The 4,300-nt window shown below is 68.4% G+C and carries 3 protein-coding genes; 1 reads left to right on the top strand and 2 read right to left on the bottom strand.

Features of this window, described 5'->3' with window-relative positions:
- The coding region (locus tag FVW27_RS08925; protein ID WP_243838307.1) for a sensor histidine kinase at positions 1-629 on the top strand (629 nt) is incomplete at its 5' end.
- 111 nt (positions 630-740) lie between these two features.
- Here FVW27_RS08925 and FVW27_RS08920 read toward each other — a convergent pair.
- Both FVW27_RS08920 and acs read right to left on the bottom strand, forming a co-directional pair.
- Positions 741-1,499, bottom strand: coding sequence for a DUF3313 domain-containing protein (locus FVW27_RS08920; protein ID WP_167124457.1), 759 nt, complete (start codon positions 1,497-1,499; stop codon positions 741-743).
- Positions 1,500-1,974: 475 nt separating this feature from the next.
- Complete coding sequence (gene acs / locus FVW27_RS08915; RefSeq protein ID WP_167124455.1) at positions 1,975-3,978, bottom strand: acetate--CoA ligase; 2,004 nt, start codon at positions 3,976-3,978, stop codon at positions 1,975-1,977.
- Between the last annotated feature and the right edge of the window lie 322 nt (positions 3,979-4,300).

Here is a 4,300-nt window from a genome sequence, read left to right as displayed (position 1 = left end):
GCCCGGTGCGCATGGCCGACCTGCTGGGCGAGGCCCTGCGCCTGCTGGCCGACCGCGCCGCCGACCTGGGGGTGGCGGTGCGGCTGGACGTGCCGCCGGACACGCCCCTGCTGGTGGCTCCGCCCGTGGAACTGAGGCAGGTGTTCGTGCACGTGGCGGAAAACGCGCTGGACGCGGTGGAATACGCCCAGCCCCCGGTGGCGCAGCGCGAGCTTGCCGTTACCGTACGGGTGGAGTTTCCGTCTTCCGCAAGTTCCGCCCCCCCGGAAAGCGCCACGCCCGTGTCTCCCCCATCTGGCTCGTCCCCCTCGGCCTCCGCATCCCCCTTGTCCTCCTCACCCCCCGCATCCTCCGCATTCGGCACATCGGGCGGCGAGATGTGCATCGCCTTTCACGACACGGGCCACGGCATCGCGTCCGAAGTGCTGCCCCACGTGTTCGAGCCGTTCTTTTCCACCCGGCCCGTGGGACGCGGCATGGGGCTTGGCCTGTCCGTGGCCGTGGGCGTCATCACCGCCCTTGGCGGGTTCATCGACATCGACAGCCAGCCCGGCGACACCACGGTGACCCTGCGCCTGCCCCTGCCGGAAACTCCGGCGGAGGCGGCCCCGCCCACCTGTCAGGGCTAGGCCGGTCACCTGTTCCCGCCCCCGCCCGCCTTCCGCCACATCGCCAAAAAGAACCAGCCACGAGGCAGCACCGCGTGGCTGGTGGTGTTTCGCGCCGCAATCCGGCGAACGCTACTTTCCGTGCAATCTGTTCCACCCGCGCACAAGAGACGCGGCGCTGGCCTCCACCCCGCTGCGCGCGGCGTCCCAGCGGCCAAAGGCCCGCAACGGATCCAGCCCGGTGACGGAGCAGCGCTCCACATAGCTCAGCAGCCGCGCCCCGGTTTCCGCGTCGGTCAGTTCGCCTCCGATGGTAATGTTGCCCATCAGCGCCGCCCGGCCCGAATCGTCCAGCCGCGAAAGGTCGATACGCCCGAAGGGGGTGTCGTAGGCGGCATCGCTGGGCACCACCTCGGTGGCCTGCATGCCGAAGATCATCAGCCGCAGCCGGGCCACGCCGGGGCCGGGCGTGTCGGTCACCTCCCACCCGCCGCGCCGCAGCGCATCCACGAAAATATCATGCGTTATGAAGACCATGGCCGCCTTTTCGTCCAGGGATGCGCCCTGGAACGTCTCGGGTCGTTCCTCGCGCAACACCACGTGCTCCACCTGAAACTTCGTGTAGCGGCGCAGCAGTTCCGGCTCACGGGAGTAAAGCATGCCGCCGGTGGCGGGGTGCTCCAGCAGCAGGGGGGATTCTGCGGGGGAAACCTGCGCGGCCTTTGTCCCGGCTTCGGCGGACGGCTGCCTGCATGCGCACCCCGTCAGCATCGCCAGCGACAGCAAGAGCAGTGAAAGCCGAATGACCGGGAGCCGGATGGCGCGGCGGGGGTGCGAGCGACGCGCGGAACGGACGGGAGCACGGAACGGACGCAAGGGGAACACGCGCATGGAAACCTCCTGGGGTGTCGATGGATCTGGTGGCACGGCCAAAGGGGCGCTGCACGGCACTGAAGGGTGGATGTTCCGGGCCGGGCACGGCAAGACCGGGGCAAGCCGACCGCCGGACCGAAAAATTCCGGAACCATGCGCCAACGTAGCATCCCTTCACGACACGCGGCAACCGGACTAGTTTTTTTGCCCCACGCTGCCGCCCCCGCTCGGCACGGCGCGACACCAGCCGTGCGGCAACGTCGCCATGCCCCATCGCCCCAGCATCCCCGAAAACGTCGGAGGCGGACCGGTAGTACCGGTCCGCCTCCTTATGCGGGAAGGGGGGAGAGAACATTCAGGGGGCGCGATGCAAACCGCGCCTCCCCGTAGTGGCCGGCCACCCGCGCCGGACATCGCCGCACGTCCGGCGCGGGTGTGGGTGCCGGCGGATGGAGCGTCCCGCCGCCAAACGGGGCGTTCCATCTTGCTATGATTAATGTCCGGTCAATTGGACGCGCCCTTCGATGAGATCCTGCACCACCCCCGGGTCGGCCAGGGTGGAGGTGTCGCCGAAGTCGGAACCTGCGCCAGAGGCGATCTTGCGCAGGATGCGCCGCATGATCTTGCCGCTGCGGGTCTTGGGCAGCCCTTCGGCAAACTGGATGACCTCCGGCGTGGCGATGGGGCCGATTTCCTTGCGCACCCATGTGCGCAGGGCCGCGCGCAGCTCTTCGGTTTCCTCCGTGCCCGCCGACAGGGTGACGTAGGCGTAGATGGCCTCGCCCTTGATGGCGTGGGGCATGCCCACCACGGCGGCCTCGGCCACCGCCGGGTGCGCCACCAAAGCCGACTCCACTTCCGCCGTGCCCATGCGGTGCCCGGAAACGTTGATCACGTCGTCCAGCCGCCCCATGACCCAGGTGTAGCCGTCCTCGTCGGTGCGGGCGCCGTCGCCCGATTCGTACATGCCGGGAAAGCGTTCGAAGTAGGTGGACTTGTACCGCTCGGGCGAACCGAACACCCCGCGCAGCATGCCGGGCCACGGCTTGCGGATGACCAGGTGCCCGCCATCGTTGGGGCCGCAGGGGGTGCCGTCGGGCTTCACCACCGCCGCGTCCACGCCGGGCAGGGGCATGGTGGCGGAACCGGGCTTCAGCGTGGTGGCGTACGGCAGCGCGGAAATCATGATGCCGCCCGTCTCGGTCTGCCACCAGGTGTCCACGATGGGCAGGCGGCTGTGGCCGATGTGCTCGTGGTACCACATCCACGCTTCGGGGTTGATGGGTTCGCCCACCGACCCCAGAATGCGCAGCGACGACAGGTCGTGCTTCTGCGTCCAGTGCGCGCCTTCGCGCATCAGGGCGCGGATGACCGTGGGCGCGGTGTAGAAGATGTTGACCCGGAACTTTTCCACGATGTGCCAGAACCGGTCCGGCCCCGGCCACGAGGGCACGCCCTCGAACATCAGCGTGGTGCCGCCAAGGGCCAGCGGGCCGTACACGATGTAGCTGTGCCCGGTGATCCAGCCGATGTCGGCGGTGCACCAGTACACGTCGTCGTCATGCAGGTCGAACACCCACTGGGTGGTGTGGGCCGCGTAGGTAAGATAGCCGCCGGTGGTGTGCACCACGCCCTTGGGCTTGCCGGTGGAACCGCTGGTGTACAGGATGAACAGCATGTCCTCGCTGTCCATCTTGGCGCACGGGCACGACGTATCCAGTGTACGGTCGGCCATGGCCTCGTGCCACCACATGTCGCGCCCCTCGCGCATGGCACAGCCCGAGTGCGCGCGGTCGACAACCACCACCCGCTCCACGCTGGGGCAGTCCTTCAGGGCCTCGTCCACGTTGACCTTGAGCGGAATGGACCGCCCGGCGCGCAGCACGGCGTCCGCCGTGACCACCACCTTGGCCTCGCAGTCCTGGATGCGGTTCTGCAGGCTGACCGCCGAGAACCCGGCAAAAACTATGGAATGCACCGCCCCGATGCGCGCGCAAGCCAGCATGGCCACGGCCAGTTCGGGAATCATGGGCATGTACAGCGCAACGCGTTCGCCCTTCTGCACGCCCAGGCCCTGCAAGACAGAGGCGAAGCGGCACACCTCGTCGTAGAGCATCTGGTAGGTCAGCACGCGCACGTCGTCTTCCGGCTCGCCCTGCCAGATGATGGCGGCCTTGTTGCGGCGGCCATTGACCAGGTGGCGGTCCAGGCAGTTGTACGCCACGTTCAGCGTGGCGCCCTTGAACCATTCGATGCGCGGCTCGTTCATGTCCGCGTCCATCACCTTGTCCCACGGGGTGAACCAGTCCAGCAGCTGCCTTGCCCGGTCGCCCCAGAAGCCTTCGGGGTCCTTGTCGGCGCGGTCGCGGTGGGCGAGGTACTCGTCCATGCCGTTCACGTGCGGGCGGCGGCGGTCTCCGGAAGGCGCGGCGGGCGGCGCGAAGTGGCGCTTTTCGTCCATCATGCTTTCGATCTTGTCGGACTTGTTCTGGCTCATGCCGTTGCCTCCCGTTCTTTTGGCGGTACGCCGGTGTTTCCGGCCTTTTCGTGGCGGCCCTGCCCCTGTGCGGCGGGGCGGGGCCCACGGCCCTTGTCTAGCGCCGCACCGTCAACATGCGAAAGGGCGCGCCACCCCCTTTTCGGTGAACGGTCATCCCGCGCCGGTGAAATTGACTTTTTGCCGGTGGACGGAAAGAATGCCCTGAATGGTGCGCCCCATGAACGGCGCAGGACGGCCCGTCACCGGACGGGGACGGCACGCCGGGGCAACAGCATGCGCCCCGCCCGCGCCCCCCCCCGCCGCACCGACACCGCCGTGG

The organism is Nitratidesulfovibrio liaohensis (genome assembly GCF_011682075.1).
In the GTDB taxonomy this organism is placed as follows: domain Bacteria; phylum Desulfobacterota; class Desulfovibrionia; order Desulfovibrionales; family Desulfovibrionaceae; genus Cupidesulfovibrio; species Cupidesulfovibrio liaohensis.
Note: the sequence above shows the minus strand (reverse complement) of the source record. Positions and strands in the feature narration are given on the sequence as shown.

What these genes read in the sequence shown, in the direction of transcription:
- FVW27_RS08920 (WP_167124457.1), bottom strand. Translation starts at nt 1,499, where the DNA reads ATGCGCGTGTTCCCCTTGCGTCCGTTCCGTGCTCCCGTCCGTTCCGCG.
- acs (WP_167124455.1), bottom strand. Translation starts at nt 3,978, where the DNA reads ATGAGCCAGAACAAGTCCGACAAGATCGAAAGCATGATGGACGAAAAG.